We start from the raw sequence: 21,681 nt of genomic DNA, 5'->3' as shown, positions 1-21,681 counted from the left end.
CGGCAGCTGTTACTCGATCAGGCCCAGCCGCAGCGCCTTGGCGACCGCCTGGTTGCGGTTGACGGCGTTGAGTTTCTGCGTCGACTGGGTCAGGTACTGGTTGGCCGTGTGGACCGACAGCTTCAGGAGCCGTGCGATCTCCTCGCTGGTGTTGCCGTTGGCGGTCAGCTTCAGGCATTCGAGTTCGCGCTTGGAGATGGCACGCATCCTGCCGGCATCGCTCGGACGGATACGCGCGACAGCGGCGAACAGGGAAAAGCAGCGGGCGTGGATTTCGTAGAGCGCATCCTGCGGCAGCGCCATCTTCGATCCCAGGAAGACGACAAGGCCGCATTGACCGCGATCGGCGTGGACGGGAAAGGCAATGCCGCTGGTGCCGGGTGCCAGGGGCGATAGTTGCGCGGTCCAGGCAAGGTTGCCAAACATCTCGGCCATGGCGGCCAAGCCGTCATCGGTCCACCAGCGTGGCTCCGTCGAGTTGTGGGTGTGGCGCACGATCTCCTCGCCATTGGCGCCCGCGATGAACTTCGTCGCCACGGCAATGCCGGGATAGTCGGAATCGAAACACGGCACCAGCCGGGCCCGCTCCGGCGACGGGCTGACGAAATACAGGCCGAAGGCCGAGGCGTTGATGTCAACTGATATCCAGCGGCAGCGGCGCACGGCGTCAGGAATGGTGACGGCGTGGTGTGTTTCAGAACTGAGCGAGAAAGCCCCGAAGGGGCTGCGCTGCTCGTTGAAAAGGGCCTCCGCGGTGTCCTTGATGTCGGCGTGTTTCAAATGATGCCACTCCTGATCGCCGTGGCGATGGCCATCGCACGGTTGCTGGCCGCGAATTTCTGGATGGCGTGGGTGATGTAGCTGTTGACGGTGTTGGAGGAGACGCCAAGGATGACCGCCACCTCATCGGTGGTCTTGCCTTCCGAGACCCAGAACAGGCATTCGCGCTCGCGATCGGAGAGCGGATCCTGCATGGCGGCGGCGGCGATCAGCTGCGGGATATGCGAGAGCGCGTAGCAGCATTTCAACTGCGCCTTCATCAGCGCCGGCTGATCGATCTGGCCTGATGTCGCCGCCGAGAACAGGGCGAACAGACGCTGGCGGCCGACATTCAGCCGCAACGAATAGATCTCGGCGTGGCCGAGCACGTCGAGAAGGCGGGCCTCTTCGCCGGAGACCAGCCCGTCGGCATCGGGGGCCCGCGCGGCCACCAGCGGTCTAGGCCGGATACCGGGCGCGACCGTGAGGGCCCCCTGGGCAAGGCTGGCGATCAGCCGCTTGCCGATCAGTTCGATGGCGTCGAAGATCCAGTTCGAGGAGACGATGCGCGCGTCGTTGCGATCCTGGTCGTGGACGATGGCGACCAGCATGTAACTGTCGGCGCCGATCTCGGCGGTCAGCTCCATGAAGAAGCTGGTCAGATCGCCGCGCGACGTCAGGCGCGAGCCCAATGTGTCGGATTGAAGAAGCGCGGCGGGACTGCTCATTTGTTGCTTTTGGCCGGAATCGTTTCTGCCGTCCGGATGCTGGAGGCCAGCCGCCGAACCCGAAAACGCGTTACTTTTACGAGACACACACGAGGCGCGGGGCCGCGCCCAACCAGACGGAATCCATTGAGGGAACGCGAAGACATCCGCGTCTGGCGCCGGAAGATTCCGGAACGTGAGACTTTGGGTGGTCGCCGCGCCCCCCGAGGACCGGCTGATTCGGGTCTAATCTACCCGCAGATGAATCCGACATCAAACGCGATTTGACAAAATCGAATCCGGCGGACTCGCGTGCGACTCAGAGGCCGATTTTCGCGGCCTTCGAGCGTGTGAAAATCCCGGGACTGCGCAAGCCGGCCATATCCGCGCTCCGCCCGATGCGATAGATTCGCAAGTGCTGAAGGGGTGGGCACCTTCGGCAATGGAGTTCGTAGCTGCGTTACGGCCGCGGTCGTCGGCAGCAGTGCCATGCGGGCTCCTGGCATCTTTTGTTTCGGGGGAAACGATGAGCGATTCATTTCGGGAAGTTACGTCCGTCTCGTGGTTCGGACGGATCAAGCGCGCGGTCGGCGGGGTCATCTTCGGTCTGCTCCTGATTGTGCTGATGGTGATCGGGCTGTTCTGGAATGAGGGCCGCGCGGTGCAGACGGCGCGCTCCCTGGCCGAAGGCGCCGGCGCCGTGGTCGCGATCAACGCCGACAGCGTCGATGCCGGCAATGACGGCAGGCTGGTGCATGTCAGCGGGCCGGTGACGGCCGATGGCAGCCTGTCGGATCCGGATTTCGGCATCGCCGCGCAAGGACTGCGGCTGTCGCGCAGCGTCGAGATGTACCAGTGGAAGGAGGAGTCCAAATCCGAGACCACCAAGAAGCTTGGCGGCGGCGAGGAGACGGAGACCACCTACAGCTATTCGAAAGTGTGGGACGACAGCCAGATCGATTCGTCGGACTTCAAGAAGCCGGACGGCCATCAGAACCCGCCAATGGCGATCCACAGCCGCGTCTTCCAGATTCCGCAGGGCAAGCTCGTCGCCTTCGATCTTGATACGCCGGTGCTCGACCGCATCGATGGCGACAAGGCATATTCGCTGTCGGCCAATCAGTCGGCGACGATCAAGGCCGCCTACACGGGCACGAAGCCGCTCAGCATCGTCGACGGCAGGATCTATCTCGGCAACGACAACACGACGCCCGCATTGGGCGACTACCGCATCGGCTACGAACTGGCGCCGCTCGGCGTGGTCAGCATTGTGGCGCGGCAGGCCGGCAGCCGCTTCGAACCTTACCAGACCCAAGCGGGCGATGCGCTGCTGATGGTCGATACCGGCAACGTGCCGGCCGACAAGATGTTCGCCGAGGCGGTGAGCGCCAACACGCTGATCACCTGGCTGCTGCGCGCCGGCGGCCTTTTGCTGCTGACCATCGGCTTTGCCCTGTTCCTCAGTCCGATCGGCGTGATCCTCGACGTCATCCCGTTCCTCGGCAGCATGGCGCGGATGGGAACCGGAATCATCGCCTTCTTCCTGGCGATCCTGGTCGGCACGACGACGATCGCGATTGCCTGGTTCTGGTATCGGCCGGTTCTGGCGGCAGGCATATTGGCGACCGGCGTCATCGCGGCGGCGGCGGTCTATTATCTCGGCCGCTCACGCAAGGCAGCCGCACCGATGGCCACGCCGAGCACCGGCACCGCAACATAGTTTGCAAAAAAGGGCTGATATGCCGCCCTTTTTTCCGCTCTGGGTTTGCGAGCAGGCCTAGCGGTCCTCGAAACCGGTCAGCACGCCGACGGCGTTGATGCCGATCTCCTCGACGGCATAGCCGCCTTCCATGACGAACAAGGTCGGCAGGCCGAGCTTGGCGATGCGGCGGCCGATCTTGGGATAGTCAGGGCTTGTCAGCTTGAACTGGCTGATCGGGTCCTTCTCGAAGGTGTCGACGCCGAGCGAGACGATGACGATGTCGGGCGCGTAGGCGGCGAGCTTGCCGCAGGCATCCTCCAGCGAGGCGTTCCAGGCGTCCCAGTCGGTGCCGAACGGCATGGGATAGTTGATGTTGAAGCCTTCGCCGTCGCCCGCGCCGCGTTCATCGGCATGGCCGAGGAAGAACGGGTATTCGACCAGGGGATCACCATGCAGGTTGAGGACCTGCACGTCGGCGCGGTCGTAGAAGATTTCCTGCGTGCCGTTGCCATGGTGGTAGTCGACATCGAGGATGGAGATGCGTTTGGCGCCCTGGTCGAGGAACCACTGCGCGGCGACGGCGGCGTTGTTGATGTAGCAGTAGCCGCCCATGAAGCCGGCGCCGGCATGGTGGCCCGGCGGGCGGCAGAGCGCGAAGGCCGACCTCTCGCCGCCCTTGACCAGGCCGGCCGCGGTCAGCGCCACGTCATAGGACGATTTGATCGCGGCCCAGGTGCCTTCGACGAAGGTGGCGCCGGCGTCGAAGGAATAGTAGCCGAGCAGCGCGTCGACGCGCTTTGGCGGCACGTCGCCGCGCAGGCCGCGCGTCGGCCAGGTGAAGGGCATGGCCGTGCCCTCGTGACCGGAGGCCACCCATTGCGGCCAGACCGTCGGCAGGAAGTCGACATAGTCTGATTTGTGGATGCGCTTGGCGGCGGCAAGGTCGTGCTCGAGCGGCAGGACGATCGGACCGAGGTTCTCGCTTTCGACCCGTGCCTTGATGAATTCGGCCCGCGAGGGCTTTTCAAAACCCGGCACGATGGCTGAGGTGACCAGTTCCATCTGGCCGGCATGGCCAGCATGAAGCGGCGAATAGACAGTCTTCATAAATTCCTCTCGAAATGCGCAATCAGTCAAGGTTGAGATAGGGGTTCACAAGGGCGAGCCACATGGCTTCGACATCGTCCTCGATGAGGTTGTATGTCCTGCGATCTCGCTTCAGTCCGACCAGCCGGCAGGCGTGCCCGACCTCCATCATCACAAGGCCGAGCCGTTTGGCGATCTTGTCTTCGAGAGCAGGATTCACATGCCGCAGCCAGGCGGCGTAAAGCGCGATGATCTGCTCGTCATATTCGTCCTGGATCGGCCTGAGATCGGCGTTGCCGGAAATGGCCTCGATCACCGGCATCAGTGTGGCGTTCTCGAGATAGATGCTGGACGTGTCGATGAAGAGCTTGCGCACTTCGCGCCGGAATTCTTCGCGGTTGGTGGGTCGGGGGACCTTGATGCGCCTCTCGATCACCTCGGGAAAGGAGGACAGCCAGCGCCGGGCGAGATCCAGAAGAATGGCTTCCTTGTTGGGAAAGTATTGATAGACCGAACCGACCGAGAGGCCCGCGCGCTGCGCAATGGCGAGCGTCGTCGGCGTCCTGGTTCCTTGCTCCCGCGTCAAGATCAGCGCCGCGTCGAGGATACGGTCGACAACCTTGCTCGACCGTTGCTGCCGCGGCTGCTTGCGCGGCTCGAGCGCTATCCTGGTTTTGCGGTCGAGACTGCGCTTCACTGCTCGATGTCCTCGTTCCCCGCCTGGTCCCAACACAGGCGCAGGATCCTGTCCACAATACATTCTAAAATCCGCATGTTGACAAACGCGAATAATCAGTCGCATTCTTTATCCACGCTGTCCCTAGGGATAACAAGGGGAATTTCGAAGGCAGCGGACTGGCATCGTTTTTTGTTCCGTGGCGCCGCTCCGGTGGAGTGGCAGGCCGTTGAGCGCAGGGCTGTCGGTCTCAGTCGGTCATCAAAAGCGCGGAGTCGCGATGTCTGCTACGGGTACGGGTCACAATGCGGATCTGATCGTCATCAACGGTCGTGTGCTGACCATGGACGGTGGCAATCCCGCAGCCGAGGCCGTTGCCGTCAAGGATGGCGCCATCATCGCCGTTGGCAGCCGCGCCGCCATCGAAGAACTCGAGGGAACGGCCACACAGGTGATCGACGCCAAGGGCGGTTCGGTCCTGCCCGGTTTCATCGAAGCCCATATGCATCTGTTCTCGGGAGGGGCCGAGCTCGCGCATCTTCAGCTTGGCGGTGTCCATGGCTTCGAGGCGCTGAAACAGGTAATCCGCGACTATGCGTCGACCAAGCCCGAGGCGAAAATGCTGGTCGGGCAGGGCGTCGACTACACCGTGCTCGACGACGAGCGGGTGACGCGCCATCATCTCGATGCCATCCTGCCGGATCGCCCGTTCTGCATGGCCGCGCCCGATCACCACACGATGTGGGCCAACACCAAGGCGCTGGAGATGGCCGGCATACTGCATGGCCGCGCGCTTGGTCCGGGCAACGAAATCGTCATGGGCGACGATGGCCTGGCAGCCGGCGAATTGCGCGAGGGCGAGGCCTTCGGCCCGGTGCTCGATCTTGCCGGAGAGGGCCGGGTGCGGCTGGGGCTGGCGACCGGTGGCGAGCCGGATCCGATGCCGTCGGCCACCGAACGCGCCGCCGACCGCGACATCATGCGACGCGGCCTCGCCTGGTGCGCGCGCCACGGCATCACCTCCATCCAGAACATGGACGGCAATCTCTACCAGCTCGAATTGCTGGCCGAGATCGACGCCGAGGAAGGCTTGCCCTGCCGCGTGCAGATCCCGTTCCACTACAAGAATTTCATGACGCTCGACATGCTCGACAAGGCATCGGTCATGACCGAGCGCTACAACAGCGAGTGGCTGTCGTGCGGCATGGTCAAGGTGTTCTATGACGGCGTGCTCGATTCCTGGACGGCCGTCATGGTCGAGCCCTACGCCGACCGTACCGACTGGGTGGGCGAACCGCTGTTCACGCCGCAGCAGTTCGCCGATCTTGCCGTTGCCGTCGACAAGCGCGGTCTGCAGATGGCGGTCCACTCGATCGGCGACGGCGCGGTGCGTGCGGTGCTCGACGGCTACGAGGCGGCGCAAAAGGCCAATGGCAAACGCGACAGCCGTCACCGCGTCGAACATATCGAGGTCACCACCACCGCGGACGTGCCGCGCTTCGCCGAACTCGGCGTCATCGCCTCGATGCAGCCGCCGCATCCGCCCGGCGCCATGGATTTCCCGCTGGAGCCGACAGTGTCGCGCATCGGGCCGGCCCGCTGGCCGCTGAGCTATGCCTGGCGGACCCTGAAGAATGCCGGCGCGCATGTCGTCTTCGCCTCGGATTGGCCGGTGTCGCCGATCGACCCGATCCTGGGCATTCAGGCGGCAGTGATGCGCAAACCATGGGCAGACAGCGACCCGGACCAGAGTTTTTCGCTGCAGGAATCGCTGGCCGCCTACACGGTCGAGGGCGCCTATGCCGAATTCGCCGAACACCGCAAGGGCACGCTGAAATCAGGCTATATGGCCGATCTTGTGGTTCTGTCGGCCGATATCGAGAAGACGGCGCCGGCCCATCTGCACAAGGTGCGCCCGGTGACGACGATTTGCGGTGGCAAGGTCACCTATCAGGCCTGACAATGGCATGAGGCTTGCTGGCTGAAAGCGGACTGAACTGTGATTCAATGCCGGGCTTGCCAACCTACCGGGCGTGTGGTCACATCGAACAGGGGAACAGCTCCGCCAGCAAGAGCGGGGTCAACAGTGAGGCGTAATCGTGCCGGACAAACCGGATCGGAATGCGATTGAAGTAGTAAACGTCAGTAAAATTTTCGGATCAGGTGAGGGGCAGGTCGCTGCCCTCGACAAGGTCTCGGTATCCATTCGCGAGAACGAGTTCTTCACGCTGCTGGGACCGTCCGGCTGCGGCAAGACCACCCTTCTGCGGCTGATCGCCGGCTTCGACTTTCCGACCGCCGGTGAGATCCTGCTCTACGGTCAGGACATCGCGCCGCTGCCGCCCTTCAAGCGGCCGGTCAACACCGTCTTCCAGTCCTACGCACTGTTCCCGCACATGACGGTGGCCGACAATATCGGCTTCGGCCTGGAGATGCTCGGCAAGCCCAAGGCCGAGATCAAGGCGCGCGTCGCCGAGATGCTCAAGCTGGTCAAGATGGAGGCGCTGGCCGGTCGCCGCACGGCCCAGATTTCCGGTGGCCAGCAGCAGCGCGTGGCGCTGGCCAGGGCGCTGGCGCCGCAGCCGAAAGTGCTGTTGCTCGACGAACCGCTCTCGGCGCTCGACTACAAGCTGCGCAAAGAGATGCAGATCGAGTTGAAGCGGCTGCAGCACGAGACCGGTATCACCTTCATCTTCGTCACCCATGACCAGGAAGAAGCGCTGACCATGTCGGACCGCATCGCGGTGATGTCGTCGGGCAAGATCCTGCAGGTCGGCTCGCCCTGGGACATCTACGACAAGCCGGCCGAGCGCTTCGTCGCCGACTTCATCGGCGAGACCAACTTCCTCACCGCCGCCATATCGGGCACCGGCAACGGCAAGACGCGCGCGACGCTCAAATCCGGAACGACCATCGAGGCGACCGTTGCCGAAGGGTTCCAGCCGAAGGACAACGCCACCGTGGTGGTGCGGCCCGAGCATGCCAAGCTGACCAAGGACAAGGGCGACCTGTCGGGCACGGTCGAAAACATCGTCTATTTTGGCACCGACACGCATATCCATGTCCAGCTCGACAGCGGCGAGGCCTTCACCGTGCGCCAGCAGAACACGCGCAGCGCAGGCTGCGGTTTCGATCGCGGCGACAAGGTCGGCATCCTGATCGGCAACGACGCCGCGCAAGTGCTGAGGGACTGATGGCCACCGCGGAAGAAGTCGCCAAGGCAGCGGAACGGCGTGATGTCCGTGACCGTTGGCTGTTGTCAGCACCGGCGCTGCTGGTCATCCTGCTCGCCGCGACCGGCCCGTTGCTGATCGTGCTCGTCTACTCGTTCCTGACGCCCGGCGCCTATGGCGACGTGAAGTGGCAGTTTTCGCCCGATGCCTGGATATCGGTGTTCATGGAACGTGACATTTTCGACGACACGCTTTCGCTTGCGGCGGCGCATGTCACCATCTTCTGGCGTTCGATCAAGCTTGCGGTGGTGACGACGCTCGCCACTTTGGCGCTCGGTTTCCCGACCGCCTATTTCATGGCGACGCGCAGCGAGAAGACCAGGGATCTCTGGCTGTTCCTGATCACTATCCCGTTCTGGACCAACCTTCTGATCCGCACCTTCGCGGTTCTGCAGATCATCCGCAATGAAGGCATCATCAACACGATCCTGCTCAAGCTCGGCATCATCTCGGCGCCGATCCAGATCCTCTACACCGACACCGCGATCCTGATCGGCATGGCCTATGTCTACCTGCCGCTGATGGTGCTGCCGATCTATGCCAGCATGGAGAAGCTTGATTTCCGCCTGGTCGAGGCCGGCTATGATCTCTACGCGACACGCTTCAAGGTGCTGCGGAAGATCATTTTCCCGCTGGTCAAACCCGGCGTCATCGCCGGCTCGATCCTGGTCTTCATTCCGGCACTCGGCGCTTATGTGACGCCGGTCGTGCTTGGCGGCGGCAAGAACATGATGCTGTCCAACCTGATCGAACTGCAGTTCGGACAAGGCCGCAACTGGCCGCTTGGCTCGGCGCTGTCGATCACGGTGATGGTCATCGTCATGCTGGCATTGCTTGCCTATGTGCGCAACGCCGGCAAGTCAGGGGTGCGTCATGGCTAGCAACTTCTCCATCAAGCACCAGCCGGGCTTCACGACAATCGCGGCGACCTGCTTCATCGTGCTCTATCTGCCCATCATCGTGCTGGTCGCCTACGCTTTCAATGCGGCGAGCTCGACATCCGAATGGGGTGGCTTTTCGCTGCGATGGTTCCAGTCGGCATACCAGAACACGCAGGTCATCGACGCAACGCTGCGCTCGTTCCAGATCGGTGCCATCGCGGCGGTGCTGTCGACCATCTTCGCCACGATGGCCGCACTTGCCACCACGCGCACCGCTTCCTATCCCGGGCTCACCTTCAAATATGCGGCGATCAACCAGCCGCTGATGGTGCCTGAGATCGTCACCGGCGTGGCGCTGCTGATCTTCTTCTCGCGCATCAAGATCTTCACCGGCTATTCCGGCCTCGGCTACCTGATCGCCGCGCATACGGCATTCTGCATTCCGTTCGCCTATCTGCCGATCCGGGCGCGTCTGGAGAATATGGACCTGACGCTCGAGCGCGCCGCGGCCGATCTCTACGCGACCCCGTGGAAGACCTTCCGCCGCATCACGCTGCCGCTCTTGTGGCCCGGTATCCTGGCTGGCCTGATGCTGGCCTTCGTCATCTCGCTCGATGACGTCGTCATCACAGAGTTCGTCAAATCGGGCGGCCAGGACACGCTGCCCACTTACATGCTCGGCCAGATCCGCCGTGGCGTCACACCCGAGATCAACGCGATATCGACCGCTTTCCTGCTGCTTTCGGTCGCGATCGTCACGTTGTTTTTCTTCGTCAGCAGGAAACGAGACTGAAACCAATAATGGGAGTTAGAACGATGAACTGGAAGACAACGGCGACCGCCATGGGGTTGGCGCTGCTCGCTTCGACGGGCCTCGCCCGCGCCGAGGGCGTGCTGAACATCTACAATTGGGGCAACTACACCAGCCCCGACGTGATCAAGAAGTTCGAAGACAAATACAACATCAAGGTCACCATCACCGACTACGATTCCAACGACACCGCGCTCGCCAAGATCCGGCAGGGCGGCACCGGCTTCGACATTGCCGTGCCGTCGCAAACCTACGTGCCGATCTGGATCAAGGAGGGCCTCCTCCTAGAGACCGATCCGGGCAAGATGGAGAACTTCAAGAACGTCGCGCCAGAATGGGCCAATCCTGAATTCGATCCGGGCCGCAAATATTCGGTGCCGTGGGCCTGGGGCACGATTGGCGTCGTCGTCAACACCGATGCCTACAAGGGTCCGGCCGATACGTGGGGCATCGTCTTCAACACGCCCGACGAGTTGAAGGGCAAGGTCAACGTCGTTCCCGAGATGAACGACGTCATCTTCGCGGCGATCAAATATGTCGGCGGCCAGCAATGCACCGACGACAAGGCGGTGCTGAAGAAGGTGCGCGACCTGCTGGTGGCGGCCAAGCCGAACTGGATCGCGATGGAATACAACACCATCGAGAAGATGGGCGCCGGCGACTTCAAGGCAACCAGCGACTGGAACGGCTCGGCGCTGCGCCAGCGTCTGGCCAATGCGGCCATCCATTACAACTATCCGAAGGAAGGCTTTGGCCTGTGGAGCGACAACGTCGTCGTCCTGAAGGAAGCCAAGAACGTCGAGAACGCCAAGCTGTTCCAGAACTTCATCATGGATCCGGAAAACGCGGCTGGCCTCTCGGCCTTCCACCGCTATGCCAACGCCATCACCGGCTCGGACAAATACATGCCGGCCGACATGAAGGACGCGCCGGAAGTCGTCATTCCGGCCGACGCCAAGCCGAAAGGCGAGTTCCAGAAGATGTGCGCGCCGGAAACGCAGGAACTCTACACCAAGATCTGGACCGAACTGCAGAAGTAATCGCTGCATACCAGACCCGGCGGCACACACCGCCGGGTCTTTTCCTTCCGGGAATGCCTTTCATGGACTCCTATCGCAACAGCGATCCGCGGCCGCCGATCATGCGGGGCTCGCCGCCCGCCATGGTGCCGCCGAAGCTCGACTGGGACCGACCGCCATGGAACCGCTGGGCGTTCCAGCACATCAGGGAAATCCTGCCGACCGCCGAAGTCTGGCGCGGCAACGGCCACCGCCATCGGCTCGAACGCGCCGAGGTCGATCTCGACGGGCTGCCGGTCGAGGACAGCGAGGGCAAGCCCTCGACGCTCGCCGGGTTGCTGGACGAGACGTATACGGATGGTTTCCTGGTGCTCAAGCACGGCAAGGTCGCCTATGAGCGCTATTTCAACGGCATGGACGAACGCACGCTGCATCTGTCGCAGTCGATGGCCAAGTCCATCACCGGCTCGGTGTTCGGCATATTGGCCGGACGCGGCCTGATCGATCCGGCCAGGCCGGTCACAGATTATCTGCCTGAACTCGGCGCCACCGGCTGGGCCGGCGCCAGCGTCCAGCATGTGCTCGACATGACGACGGGCGTGCGTTTTTCCGAAGAGTATACCGACCGCTATTCCGACATCGGCCAGGTCGATGTCGCCACCGGCTGGAAGCCGGTGCCGCCGGGCAGCGATCCGGACTTCCGCTGGCCCTCGCATATGTTCGAGCTGATCCTGGGTTTGAAGGACACGGTCCGGCCGCATGGTGCGGCGTTCGAATACCGCTCGATCGAGACCGACGTGCTCGCCTTCATCATGGAGCGGGTGACGGGCAAGCGGCTGGCGCAGCTGGTGTCGGAAGAACTCTGGCAAAAACTCGGCGCCGATGAAAGCGCCTGCTTCACCGTCGACAGCGCCGGCTATGCAGTGGCCGATGGCGGCTTCAACGCGACTTTGCGCGACTATGGCCGCTTCGGCCAGCTGATCCTCGACAATGGCGGCGGCATCGTGCCGGCCGACTGGATCGAGGCGACACGCAATGGCCGGCACGGGCCGGACTTCAGCCCCAGCCTGCCCGAAGGCAGCTACCGCAACCAGTTCTGGATCGAGAATCCGCGTTCGCGCGCACTGATGTGCCGGGGCGTGTTCGGGCAGATGATCCATATCGACTGGAACACAGGAATGGTCGTGGTGAAGCTTTCGACCTGGCCGGATTTCAGCAATCTTGCCTGCTCCACAGCGACGCTGAAGGCCGTGCACGCCATCGCCGCCGCACTGCGCTAAGCCCCCACAAGAAACGACCTGGAAGGAAACGCCATGACCGGCAAGACCGCGTTCGAGATTCGCCACGGCTTCCGCCGCAACCAGGTGCTGCTTTCCAACTGGCGCGAAAGCCCGTTCAACCGATGGTCGTTCCAGAACCTTGGCGAACTGGTGCCCACGGCGCGCGTGGCCGCGGCATCGGCTGGTGCCGAGGCACCCGCGAAGGATTTCGGTGGCTTGCTCGGCGAAAAGGTTTCGGTGGCCAGCGCGCCGGAGACGGTCGCCGAATTCCTTATACGCTCCAGGACCGACGCGCTGACGGTGATGAAAGGGGGCAAGGTGATCGGTGACTGGTTCGCGCCGCACATGGATTTCGGCGCCCGCCACATCATCTTCTCGATCAGCAAGTCGGTGACCGCCATCGTCGCCGGCACATTGGAAGGCGAGGGGGTGTTCGATCCGGAAGCGCCGGTGACGACTTACATTCCGGAAGCCGCCGGCTCGGCCTATGGCGATGCCAGTTGCCGGCATGTGCTCGACATGAGCGTCAGCCTCGATTTCGAGGAGGCCTATCTCGATCCGGAAAGCGCCTTCGCCCGCTATCGCCGCGCCACGCTGTGGAACCCGGGTGGCGGCACGGAAAGCCTGCGCGAATTCATCCTGTCCTTGCAGCGACTCGCCGAGCCGCATGGCCAGACCTTCCGCTACCGCTCGCCCAATTCCGACCTGCTCGGCCTGCTGCTGGAGCGCGCATCCGGCCAGCGCTTCAGTGACTTGATGCGCGAGAAATTGTGGCTGCCGCTCGGCGCTGTCAGCGACGCCTCGATCGGCGTCGACATGGAAGGCACGGCGCGCACCGCCGGCGGCATTTCGGTGACGCCGCGCGACCTGGCGCGGGTCGGCGAAATGATGCGGCAAGGCGGCACAGCCAATGGTCGCCGCATCGTGCCGGAGGCCTGGGTGCGCGATACGGTCAGCACTGGCGGCAGTGCGGAAGCCTGGCATCGCGGGACGATGGCTTTCCTGTTCCCCCACGGCCGCTATCGCGACAAATGGTACCAGACAGGCAAGCCGAGTGGCGCCTATTGCGGCATCGGCATTCATGGCCAATGGCTCTATGTCGATCCGAAGGCGGAGGTGGTCATCGCCAAGATGTCGTCGCAGCCGGTGCCGGTCGACGATCCGCTCGATGCCGAGACTGTGGCGTTCTTCGAGGCGCTGGCCCAACTGGTCTGACCCGTCGGGCGCGGCTTCGTTGCCGCATGCTTTCCTGTGGACCGCCCGCGACGGTTGAAAACGTCGCGGTTGGCGGAGCTGGCATCTGCGCCTATGGTCGCCGCTCTTTTGATGAGAGCAGGAACGACATGGCATCTGACATCAAGCGCATCGCAGCCATCATCGCGGCCGAGATCAAGGCGCGGCCCGAACAGGCGGCCGCCGCGATCGAATTGCTCGACGAGGGCGCGACGGTGCCGTTCGTGGCGCGCTACCGCAAGGAGGTGACCGGCGGGCTGGACGACACCCAGTTGCGCGACCTTGCCGAGCGGCTCGCCTATCTGCGCGAGCTCGACGCCCGCCGCGACACCATCCTCGGCTCGATCCGGGAGCAGGGCAAGCTGACCGAGGAACTGGAAACCAAGATCGCAGCGGCTGCCACCAAGGCGGAACTCGAGGACATCTATCTGCCCTACAAGCCGAAGCGCCGCACCAAGGCCGAGATTGCCCGCGAACGCGGGCTGGGACCGCTGGCCGAGGCCATCCTCGCGAACCGCGCGCTGGTGCCCGCGGAACTGGCGCTGGGCTATGTCACCGAGGAGGTGGCCGACGCCAAGGCGGCCCTTGAAGGCGCGCGCGACATCCTGTCGGAACAGTTCGCCGAGAATGCCGACCTGGTCGGCAAATTGCGCACCTACATGAAGGATCGCGCCTTCATGCGCGCCCGTGTCGTCGATGGCAAGCAGGAGGCCGGCGCCAAATTCTCCGACTATTTCGACCATGTCGAGCGCTGGGCAAACGTGCCGAGCCATCGCGCGCTGGCCATGCTGCGCGGCCGCAACGAAGAGGTGCTGTCGCTCGACATCGAGGTCGATGCCGACGACGCGTCGCCGGTGAAACCGGTCGAACGGATGATCGCAAACGCCTATGCGATCGGCGGCAGCCTGCCCGGCGACCGCTGGCTGATGGACGTCGCCGGCTGGACCTGGCGCGTCAAGCTTTCGCTGCACCTGACGCTCGATCTCATGCGCGATCTGCGCGAGCGGGCCGAGGAAGAGGCGATCCACGTCTTCGCCCGCAATCTCAAGGATTTGCTGCTCGCCGCGCCCGCTGGGTCGCGGCCGACCATGGGGCTCGACCCCGGCATCCGCACCGGCGTCAAGGTGGCCGTGGTCGACGGCACCGGCAAGCTGGTGGCGACGACGACGGTCTATCCCTTCCCGCCGAAGAATGATGTGCGCGGCACGCAGGCCGAACTCGCCAAGCTCATCCGCCTGCACAAGGTCGAGCTGATTTCGATCGGCAACGGTACAGGCAGCCGCGAGACGGAAAAGCTGGTGGCGGACATGCTCTCCGACATGCCTTCCGACGGCGGGCCGAAGCCGCTCAAGGTGATCGTTAGCGAGGCGGGCGCCTCGGTCTATTCGGCATCGGCAACGGCGGCAGCGGAATTTCCCGGCCTCGACGTGTCGTTGCGCGGTGCTGTGTCCATTGCGCGGCGCCTGCAGGATCCGCTGGCCGAACTGGTCAAGATCGAACCCAAGTCGATCGGCGTCGGCCAGTATCAGCACGATGTCGACCAGTACCGGCTCGGCCGCTCGCTGGAGGCGGTGGTCGAGGACGCGGTCAATGCGGTGGGCGTCGATCTCAACACCGCTTCGGCGCCGCTGCTGGCGCGTGTTTCGGGCCTTGGCGCGTCGCTCGCCGACGCCATCGTCGCGCATCGCGACGCCACCGGCCCGTTCGCCAGCCGCAAGGACCTGCTCAAGGTGCCGCGGCTAGGGCCACGCGCCTTCGAACAGTCCGCCGGCTTCCTGCGCATCGCCAATGGCAGCGAGCCGCTCGATGCCTCGTCGGTGCATCCGGAAGCCTATGGCGTGGCCAAGAAGATCGTCGCCGCCTGCGGCCGCGACGTGCGCTCGCTGATGGGCGACAGTGCCGCGCTCAAGGCGCTCGATCCGCGCGTCTTCGTTGACGAGCGTTTCGGCCTGCCGACGGTGCGCGACATTCTGGCGGAGCTGGAAAAGCCCGGCCGCGATCCGCGCCCCGGCTTCAAGACGGCGACCTTCGCCGACGGTGTCGACGACATCAAGGACCTCAAACCCGGCATGCTGCTGGAAGGCACAGTGACCAATGTCGCGGCCTTTGGCGCCTTCGTCGATATCGGTGTCCATCAGGACGGGCTGGTGCACGTCTCGCAATTGGCCGACCGCTTCATCAAGGACGCGCATGAGGTGGTCAAGGCAGGGGATGTGGTGAAGGTGCGCGTCGTCGACGTCGACATCAAGCGCAAGCGCATCGCGCTCTCCATGCGCAAGGATGGCGGCGAGGGCGGCGCATCTCGTGGCGGGCCGCGCGACAATGGCGGCGGCAGGCCGGCGCCGCGCTCGCCAGCGCCGCAACGCCAGCCGGAACGGCCGGCCCAGCAAGGGGCCTTCGGTGCGGCGCTGGCCGATGCGCTGAAGCGCAAGTAGCTACCACGCCAGAACAGCCGGCTCCTTCTCGACCTGCTCCAGCAGCCAGTCGCGAAAGCTGGCCACCGGGGGATGTTCGCGCTTGTCGTGCGGGACGACGAGGTAATAGGCGCTGCGGCTTTGCATGGGCTGGCCGGGCGCCGGCACCAACTGGCCGCGCTGCAATTCGCCCGCGATGAGGAGAAGCGGCAACAGCGCGACGCCAAGCCCCGCCATGCAGGCCTGGGCGGCGGTGCCGAATTGTTCGAACTGCATGCCGGGTCCGGCCGGCGCGCTCAGGCCCTGATGCTCGAACCATTCGGTCCAGGCGCCGGGGCGCGTCGCCATGTGCAGCAGCGGCTGGCGGCCGATATCGGCCGGCGTGGCGATGGCGCGGCTGGCGAGGAACTCGGGCGACACCACAGGCGCCACGGTTTCGCTCATCAGCAGCGTCGAATCGGCTTCCGGCCAGTCCGGCAGGCCGTAGTGGATGGCGGCGTCCAGTCTTTCCCTGGCAAAGTCGAAGCGGCCGACGCGGGTGACGAAGTTGATGGTGATGTCGGGATTGTTCGCGACGAAATCCGGGATCATCGGCATCAGCCAGCGGGTGCCGAAGGTCGGCAAAATGGCGAGGTTCAAGATGCCACTATGCCGATTGCTCATCAGTCCAAGGGCTGCGTCGCGCAACTGGCCGAGAGCTGAACGCACCGCTTCGGCGTAGATTTCGCCTGCCGTCGACAGCCGGACATTGCGGCTGTCGCGCTCGAACAGCCGGCGCCCGAACTGGTCTTCGAGCAGTCGGATCTGCCGGCTGACAGCACCCTGGGTCAGGTCCAGCTCCTGCGCGGCAGCCGTGAAGGACCCAAGCCGGGCCACCGCCTCGAAAGCGGCGAGGGCGCTGATGTTGGGCAAAAGGCGGCGCTGGACACTCATGATCTATTCCTAACGCTCATTGATCCGTGAAGCAATTTCGTTTGATTTTTTTAGGCCGCGGGCCGATAAGCCGGGCTTCATCCCGTTTGAGGACCGATTGCCATGGCCGCCGACAAGAATGCATTCGTGTGGGAAGACCCGTTCCTGATCGAGGACCAGCTTTCGGAAGAAGAGCGCATGGTGCGCGACGGCGCGGCGGCCTTCGCCGCCGACAAGCTCGCGCCGCGCATCGAGGATGCCTATCTCAATGAAAAGACTGATGCCGGCATCTTTCGTGAGATGGGTGAGGCCGGCCTGCTCGGCATTACCATCCCGGAAGAGTATGGCGGCCTCGGCGCCAACTATGTGACCTACGGGCTGGTCGCGCGGGAAGTCGAACGCGTCGATTCCGGCTATCGCTCGATGATGTCGGTGCAGTCGTCGCTGGTGATGTATCCGATCCACGCCTATGGCTCGGACGAACAGCGCAAGAAATATCTGCCCAAGCTCGCCAGCGGCGAGTGGATCGGCTGTTTCGGCCTGACCGAGCCGGATGCCGGCTCGGACCCGGGCGGCATGAAGACGCGCGCCGAGAAGACCGCGAACGGCTACAAGCTCAGCGGCTCCAAGATGTGGATTTCCAACGCGCCGATCGCCGACGTCTTCGTCGTCTGGGCCAAGCTGAAAGGCGAGACCGGCAAGGACGAGATCCGTGGTTTCGTGTTGGAAAAGGGCATGAAGGGGCTGTCGGCGCCGAAGATCGGCGGCAAGCTGTCGTTGCGCGCGTCGATCACCGGTGAAGTGGTGATGGAAGGCGTCGAGGTCGGCGAGGACGCGCTGCTGCCCAACGCCAAGGGCCTTGGCGGCCCGTTCGGCTGTCTCAACCGGGCTCGCTATGGCATCTCCTGGGGCTCGATGGGTGCGGCGGAAGATTGCTGGCACCGCGCCCGCCAGTATGGTCTCGACCGCAAGCAGTTCGGCAAGCCGCTGGCCGGCACGCAGCTTTACCAGAAGAAGCTTGCCGACATGCAGACCGAGATCGCGCTCGGGCTTCAGGCATCCTTGCGCGTCGGGCGACTGCTCGATGCAGGCAAGATGGCGCCGGAGATGATCTCGATCGTCAAGCGCAACAATTGCGGCAAGGCGCTCGACATCGCCCGCCAGGCCCGCGACATGCATGGCGGCAACGGCATCCAGATCGGCTACCACGTCATGCGCCACGCGCAGAATTTGGAGACGGTCAACACCTATGAAGGCACGCATGACGTGCACGCGCTGATCCTCGGACGGGCGCAGACGGGTATCCAGGCGTTCTTTTAAGCTGTGCCGATATTCAGGTGAGGCCGGCCTGCGAATGGCGGCTTCCTGCGCTTCCCCGTTCTACTGCGTCGCAGTAGAACTGAGCTCCCGTACCCAAAAGTACGCTCCGCTCCGGTTCTCGGAAGCCACCATTCTCGACTCGGCCTGACCTGAATCTCAACACACCTCAAGCTGGCCTCGGCTGCTTAAATTAGGTGCACCGCAACATCTGTGCTTGGAGAATGGCCAGCAAATGTGTCAGGGTTCGGCGAATTCGTTTGAAACGCCGATCTCCGGGGCCCCATGGCAATTCTGGCAGCCGTCTACCATCTGACCCACTACAAATACGACCGGCCGGTGGTTCTCGGGCCTCAGATCATCAGGCTGCAGCCGGCGCCGCATTCCCGGACAAAGGTGTTGAGCCATTCGCTCAAGGTCGAGCCGGCGAACCATTTCGTCAATCTGCAGCAGGATCCCTACGGCAACTTCCTCGCCCGCTTCGTCTTCCCCGAACCGGTGACGGAATTGAAGATAGAGGTCGACCTCGTCGCCGACATGACGGTCTACAATCCGTTCGATTTCTTCGTCGAGCCGTCGGCCGAGACGTTTCCGTTCGAATATCCGGAAGAGATCAGAGACGATCTCGCTATCTACCGGACACCTGAGCCGACGGGGCCGCTGCTTTCGGCCTTCCTGAGAACCATCGACACCAGCGCGAAAAACACCGTCAATTTCCTCGTCGACCTGAATGCGCGGCTGCAGCGCGAGATCGCCTATATCGTGCGGATGGAGACCGGCGTGTTCTCGCCGGAGGAAACGCTCTCCGCCGGCAAGGGCTCATGCCGGGATTCGAGCTGGCTGCTGGTGCAGATCCTGCGCAATCTTGGCATCGCCGCGCGCTTCGTCTCCGGCTACCTGATCCAGCTGAAGCCTGATCTCGTCGCGCTGGACGGTCCGGCCGGCACATCGGTCGATTTCACCGATCTGCATGCCTGGTGCGAGGTCTATCTGCCAGGCGCCGGCTGGATCGGCTTCGACCCGACTTCTGGTCTGCTCACCGGCGAGAGCCATGTGCCGCTTGCCGCAACCCCGCATTTCCGCAATGCCGCGCCGATTTCCGGCATGGCGAGCTTTGCCAATGTCGAGTTCGGCTTCGACATGCGGGTCGACCGCATCGCCGAGCATCCGCGCATCACCAAGCCGTTCTCCGACGAAAGCTGGCAGGCGCTCGATGCGCTCGGTAACAAGGTCGATGCGGCACTTGGCGAAGGCGACGTGCGGCTGACGATGGGCGGCGAGCCGACCTTCGTGTCGATCGATGATTTCGAGTCCGCCGAGTGGAACACCGCCGCTGTTGGGCCGACCAAGCGTGAAAAGGCCGATGCGCTGATCCGCAGGCTGCGCGAGCGCTTCGCGCCGGGCGGCTTCCTCCACTACGGCCAGGGCAAATGGTATCCGGGCGAAAGCCTGCCGCGCTGGACCTTCTCGCTCTACTGGCGTGCCGATGGCCAGCCCGTGTGGAGCGATCCGTCGCTGATCGCGCGGGAGAAGAGTTCGGCGGATGTCGGCCCGAAACAGGCCGAAAGCCTGCTCACGGCGATTGCCGGCGAGCTCGGCATCGACAAGGCCATGGTCAGCGAAGCCTATGAGGATCCGGCCGAATGGCTGCTCAAGGAAGGCAAGCTGCCGGAAAATGTCGATCCGTCGAATTCCAAGCTGGAAGACCCGGAAGAACGCAGCCGCATGGCAAGAGTGTTCGAGCGCGGGCTGACCAAGCCGTCCGGCTACGTGCTGCCCGTGCAGCGCTGGAACAGCCAGGCGTCAGGACCGCGCTGGCGTTCGGAAAAATGGAAGACACGACGTGGGCGGCTGTTCCTGGTACCGGGCGATTCACCGGTCGGCTACCGCTTGCCCCTGGGCACGCTGCCCTATGTGCCGCCGGCGCAGTTCCCCTATATCGTGCCGGTCGACCCGTCGCTGCCGCGCGGCCCGCTGCCGGCGCGTGAAGCGATCCTGCCCACTCCGGCGCCGGCCGAGCTTGAAGGCGCCGACGAGATGGCGCGGCGGCAGCAGGCGGCGTCGTTCACCGCCGCGACCGGCCAGCAGGACCGGGTCGAACAGGAGATCACCGAGATCGGCGGCGCGGTGCGCACCGCACTCTCCGTCGAGCCGCGCGATGGGCGGCTGTGTGTGTTCATGCCGCCGGTTGAGGCGCTGGAGGATTATCTCGAACTGGTCGCCGCCTCCGAGAATGCGGCGCGTGCCATCGGTCTTCCCGTGCATATCGAGGGTTATGGGCCGCCGCATGATCCGCGCCTCAACGTCATCCGCGTGGCGCCCGACCCCGGCGTCATCGAGGTCAACATCCATCCGGCTTCCAACTGGCAGGATTGCGTGGCGACGACCACGGCAATCTATGAGGAAGCGCGGCTGACGCGGCTTGGCGCCGACAAGTTCATGATCGATGGCCGCCACACCGGCACCGGCGGCGGCAACCATGTCGTGGTCGGCGGCGCTACGCCCAATGACAGCCCGTTCCTGCGCCGGCCTGATCTGTTGAAGAGCCTGGTGCTGCAATGGCAGCGGCATCCGTCGCTGTCCTATCTGTTCTCCGGCCTGTTCATCGGCCCGACCAGCCAGGCGCCGCGCTTCGACGAGGCGCGCCACGATTCGCTTTACGAACTCGAAATCGCCATGGCGCAGGTGCCGCATCCGGATCAAGGCAATGCACCGCTGCCGTGGCTGGTCGACCGGCTGTTCCGCAATTTGCTGACCGACGTCACCGGCAACACGCACCGCTCGGAAATCTGCATCGACAAGCTGTTTTCGCCGGATGGCCCGACCGGGCGGCTGGGACTGGTCGAATTCCGCGGCTTCGAGATGCCGCCCAATGCGCGCATGAGCCTGGCGCAGCAACTGCTAGTTCGCGCCATTATCGCACGTGCGTGGAAAAACCCGCTCGACGGCCGCTTCGTACGCTGGGGCACTTCGCTGCACGACCGTTTCATGCTGCCGCATCATCTCTGGGCGGACTTCCTCGATGTGCTCGACGACCTCAAGCTCAACGGCTTCGAGTTCCGTCCCGAATGGTTCGACGCGCAGCTCGAATTCCGTTTCCCGTTCTGCGGCGAAGTCCAGCATTCTGGCATCAAGCTGGAACTGCGGCAGGCGCTGGAGCCATGGCATGTCATGGGCGAGCAGGGCGCCATCGGCGGCACCGTGCGCTTCGTCGATTCCTCGGTCGAGCGGCTGCAGGTCAAGACCGAAGGCCTCAACCCGGAACGCCATGCCATCGTCTGCAACGGGCGCATCGTGCCGATGAAGGTGACCGATAACCGTGAAGTCGCGGTGGCGGGCGTGCGCTTCAAGGCCTGGCAGCCGGCTTCGGGCCTGCATCCGGCGCTGCCGGTCAACACACCGCTGGTGTTCGACATCTATGACCGCTGGTCAGGCCGGGCGATCGGCGGCTGCGTCTACCATGTCGCGCATCCCGGCGGCCGCAACTACGACACCTTCCCGGTCAACGGCAACGAGGCGGAAGCGCGGCGGCTCGCCCGCTTCGAACCGCGCGGCCATACACCATCGGCCTATGTGCTGCGCGAGGAACAACCGGCGGAAGATTTCCCGATGACCCTTGACCTCAGGCGGCCGGCAAGACTCTGATCAGCG

General features: G+C 63.9%; 16 protein-coding genes. 11 read left to right on the top strand and 5 right to left on the bottom strand.

The window, feature by feature from the left end; translation table 11 throughout:
- Window positions 1-9: 9 nt before the first annotated feature.
- A complete protein-coding gene (locus tag MAFF_RS12430) occupies window positions 10-780 on the bottom strand; it encodes a helix-turn-helix transcriptional regulator (protein WP_010911262.1) in 771 nt (256 codons plus the stop codon).
- Window positions 777-1,487, bottom strand: coding sequence for a helix-turn-helix transcriptional regulator (locus MAFF_RS12425; RefSeq protein WP_044548293.1), 711 nt, complete (start codon window positions 1,485-1,487; stop codon window positions 777-779). Before MAFF_RS12425 ends, MAFF_RS12430 begins: the two co-directional genes overlap by 4 nt.
- Before the next feature lie 505 nt (window positions 1,488-1,992).
- Between MAFF_RS12425 and MAFF_RS12420 the strand changes: the two genes are divergently transcribed.
- Window positions 1,993-3,186 carry a TMEM43 family protein gene (locus MAFF_RS12420; RefSeq protein ID WP_244420782.1) on the top strand — a complete coding sequence of 398 codons (1,194 nt, stop codon included), beginning with the start codon at window positions 1,993-1,995 and terminating at the stop codon, window positions 3,184-3,186.
- A 57-nt stretch (window positions 3,187-3,243) separates the two neighbouring features.
- Here MAFF_RS12420 and MAFF_RS12415 read toward each other — a convergent pair whose 3' ends face one another.
- Entirely contained in the window at window positions 3,244-4,275 is a 1,032-nt protein-coding gene (locus MAFF_RS12415; protein WP_010911259.1) for a histone deacetylase family protein, read from the bottom strand.
- 22 nt (window positions 4,276-4,297) lie between these two features.
- Window positions 4,298-4,951 carry a TetR/AcrR family transcriptional regulator gene (locus tag MAFF_RS12410; protein ID WP_010911258.1) on the bottom strand — a complete coding sequence of 218 codons (654 nt, stop codon included), beginning with the start codon at window positions 4,949-4,951 and terminating at the stop codon, window positions 4,298-4,300.
- A gap of 259 nt (window positions 4,952-5,210) precedes the next feature.
- On the opposite strand from MAFF_RS12410, the gene MAFF_RS12405 reads away from it, so the two are divergent.
- The 8 genes from MAFF_RS12405 (at window position 5,211) to MAFF_RS12370 (ending at window position 15,822) form a co-directional block, all read left to right on the top strand.
- Window positions 5,211-6,890: an amidohydrolase gene (locus MAFF_RS12405; protein ID WP_010911257.1), complete on the top strand. Its 1,680-nt coding sequence runs from the start codon at window positions 5,211-5,213 to the stop codon at window positions 6,888-6,890.
- 139 nt (window positions 6,891-7,029) lie between these two features.
- Complete coding sequence (locus MAFF_RS12400) at window positions 7,030-8,124, top strand: ABC transporter ATP-binding protein (protein ID WP_010911256.1); 1,095 nt, start codon at window positions 7,030-7,032, stop codon at window positions 8,122-8,124.
- Window positions 8,124-9,044: an ABC transporter permease gene (locus MAFF_RS12395; RefSeq protein WP_010911255.1), complete on the top strand. Its 921-nt coding sequence runs from the start codon at window positions 8,124-8,126 to the stop codon at window positions 9,042-9,044. The genes MAFF_RS12400 and MAFF_RS12395 overlap by 1 nt, the downstream gene beginning before the upstream one ends.
- The gene (locus tag MAFF_RS12390) at window positions 9,037-9,837 is read left to right on the top strand and encodes an ABC transporter permease (protein WP_010911254.1); all 801 of its coding nucleotides are present in this window, start codon (window positions 9,037-9,039) and stop codon (window positions 9,835-9,837) included. Before MAFF_RS12395 ends, MAFF_RS12390 begins: the two co-directional genes overlap by 8 nt.
- A gap of 23 nt (window positions 9,838-9,860) precedes the next feature.
- The gene (locus MAFF_RS12385; protein ID WP_010911253.1) at window positions 9,861-10,895 is read left to right on the top strand and encodes an extracellular solute-binding protein; all 1,035 of its coding nucleotides are present in this window, start codon (window positions 9,861-9,863) and stop codon (window positions 10,893-10,895) included.
- Between the two features lie 62 nt (window positions 10,896-10,957).
- Complete coding sequence (locus tag MAFF_RS12380; RefSeq protein ID WP_051402087.1) at window positions 10,958-12,154, top strand: serine hydrolase domain-containing protein; 1,197 nt, start codon at window positions 10,958-10,960, stop codon at window positions 12,152-12,154.
- A gap of 33 nt (window positions 12,155-12,187) precedes the next feature.
- Window positions 12,188-13,369: a serine hydrolase domain-containing protein gene (locus tag MAFF_RS12375; RefSeq protein WP_010911251.1), complete on the top strand. Its 1,182-nt coding sequence runs from the start codon at window positions 12,188-12,190 to the stop codon at window positions 13,367-13,369.
- A gap of 128 nt (window positions 13,370-13,497) precedes the next feature.
- Window positions 13,498-15,822, top strand: a complete 2,325-nt coding sequence (locus tag MAFF_RS12370; protein WP_010911250.1) for a Tex family protein — start codon at window positions 13,498-13,500, stop codon at window positions 15,820-15,822.
- Here the strand turns inward: MAFF_RS12370 and MAFF_RS12365 are convergent, their stop codons facing one another.
- Window positions 15,823-16,734, bottom strand: coding sequence for a LysR family transcriptional regulator (locus tag MAFF_RS12365; protein ID WP_010911249.1), 912 nt, complete (start codon window positions 16,732-16,734; stop codon window positions 15,823-15,825).
- A 102-nt stretch (window positions 16,735-16,836) separates the two neighbouring features.
- Between MAFF_RS12365 and MAFF_RS12360 the strand changes: the two genes are divergently transcribed.
- Entirely contained in the window at window positions 16,837-18,033 is a 1,197-nt protein-coding gene (locus tag MAFF_RS12360; protein WP_010911248.1) for an acyl-CoA dehydrogenase, read from the top strand.
- Window positions 18,034-18,315: 282 nt separating this feature from the next.
- Entirely contained in the window at window positions 18,316-21,675 is a 3,360-nt protein-coding gene (locus tag MAFF_RS12355) for a DUF2126 domain-containing protein (protein ID WP_010911247.1), read from the top strand.
- The last annotated feature ends 6 nt before the right edge of the window (window positions 21,676-21,681 follow it).

Source organism: Mesorhizobium japonicum MAFF 303099, assembly GCF_000009625.1.
Classification (GTDB): Bacteria; Pseudomonadota; Alphaproteobacteria; order Rhizobiales; family Rhizobiaceae; genus Mesorhizobium; species Mesorhizobium japonicum.
The sequence above is the reverse complement of the archived record's forward strand: the minus strand, read 5'-3'. Positions and strand labels throughout refer to the sequence as shown.

Coding starts and splice junctions, on each gene's coding strand:
- MAFF_RS12380 (WP_051402087.1), top strand. CDS start 10,958: ATGGACTCCTATCGCAACAGCGATCCGCGGCCGCCGATCATGCGGGGC.
- MAFF_RS12355 (WP_010911247.1), top strand. CDS start 18,316: ATGGCAATTCTGGCAGCCGTCTACCATCTGACCCACTACAAATACGAC.
- MAFF_RS12385 (WP_010911253.1), top strand. CDS start 9,861: ATGAACTGGAAGACAACGGCGACCGCCATGGGGTTGGCGCTGCTCGCT.
- MAFF_RS12375 (WP_010911251.1), top strand. CDS start 12,188: ATGACCGGCAAGACCGCGTTCGAGATTCGCCACGGCTTCCGCCGCAAC.
- MAFF_RS12365 (WP_010911249.1), bottom strand. CDS start 16,734: ATGAGTGTCCAGCGCCGCCTTTTGCCCAACATCAGCGCCCTCGCCGCT.
- MAFF_RS12390 (WP_010911254.1), top strand. CDS start 9,037: ATGGCTAGCAACTTCTCCATCAAGCACCAGCCGGGCTTCACGACAATC.
- MAFF_RS12370 (WP_010911250.1), top strand. CDS start 13,498: ATGGCATCTGACATCAAGCGCATCGCAGCCATCATCGCGGCCGAGATC.
- MAFF_RS12360 (WP_010911248.1), top strand. CDS start 16,837: ATGGCCGCCGACAAGAATGCATTCGTGTGGGAAGACCCGTTCCTGATC.
- MAFF_RS12395 (WP_010911255.1), top strand. CDS start 8,124: ATGGCCACCGCGGAAGAAGTCGCCAAGGCAGCGGAACGGCGTGATGTC.
- MAFF_RS12415 (WP_010911259.1), bottom strand. CDS start 4,275: ATGAAGACTGTCTATTCGCCGCTTCATGCTGGCCATGCCGGCCAGATG.
- MAFF_RS12425 (WP_044548293.1), bottom strand. CDS start 1,487: ATGAGCAGTCCCGCCGCGCTTCTTCAATCCGACACATTGGGCTCGCGC.
- MAFF_RS12420 (WP_244420782.1), top strand. CDS start 1,993: ATGAGCGATTCATTTCGGGAAGTTACGTCCGTCTCGTGGTTCGGACGG.
- MAFF_RS12405 (WP_010911257.1), top strand. CDS start 5,211: ATGTCTGCTACGGGTACGGGTCACAATGCGGATCTGATCGTCATCAAC.